Source organism: Protofrankia sp. CiP1_Cm_nod3 (genome assembly GCF_982290655.1).
In genome coordinates this window covers 1-574 of record NZ_CEVIVD010000242.1, presented here as the reverse complement: position 1 = coordinate 574, position 574 = coordinate 1, and the positions used below count along the sequence as shown (strand labels likewise).

General features: G+C 53.5%; 2 protein-coding genes. Both read right to left on the bottom strand.

Annotation, left to right across the window (positions count from 1 at the left end; translation table 11 throughout):
* The coding region (locus AC5LUJ_RS23565; RefSeq protein ID WP_493465808.1) for an ankyrin repeat domain-containing protein at positions 1-152 on the bottom strand (152 nt) is incomplete at its 3' end.
* A 12-nt stretch (positions 153-164) separates the two neighbouring features.
* Positions 165-574, bottom strand: a 410-nt coding sequence (locus AC5LUJ_RS23560) for an HNH/ENDO VII family nuclease (RefSeq protein ID WP_493465807.1), incomplete at its 5' end; no start/stop codon positions are given.

Below are 574 nucleotides of genomic sequence, written 5' to 3'. Positions count from 1 at the left end.
GCTGCCTCAACGGAGTACTCCTGGGCAGCGAAATGCAAAGGCGTATACCCTTTGATATCTACAGCATTAGGATCATACCCCTCCGCAAGAAGCTCTGCGATCTGTACGGCATCGTTATCTATTGCCGCGTAATGCAGCGGGGTACGCTTCATCCGATCCATCTTTCACCTCGAATCCTCATAGCGATGAGACCTATTGGAAGAACGATCCTCCAACTGGTAGATATCCGGATTGTTCTGATGTTCGATAACCTCCTCACGAGTCCACCCTTCCCGCCTCGCCCGTTCCTGCGTCCGCCTCCATTCATGGCCCGGCTTGTGACCAATGTCAGGCTTCCCCTTGATAGGCTGGCGCGTATTTGGATCAATTAGATTTCCGTCAGCATCCCGCTCGGCATTCTCATAGATCTTCTCCTTCACTTTTTTTCGTAGCGTAACCCGGTCAGCCGCCGGATCATTGCTCTTCTTGCGAGCTTCAAGGATAGTAACGCCATCTAGTAGCTCATCAAGACCAGGGAAGATCGCAATCGTCAGGTCCCGCTCGTCCGCGGGGAAGACCGTGGTCAGGGCATCCG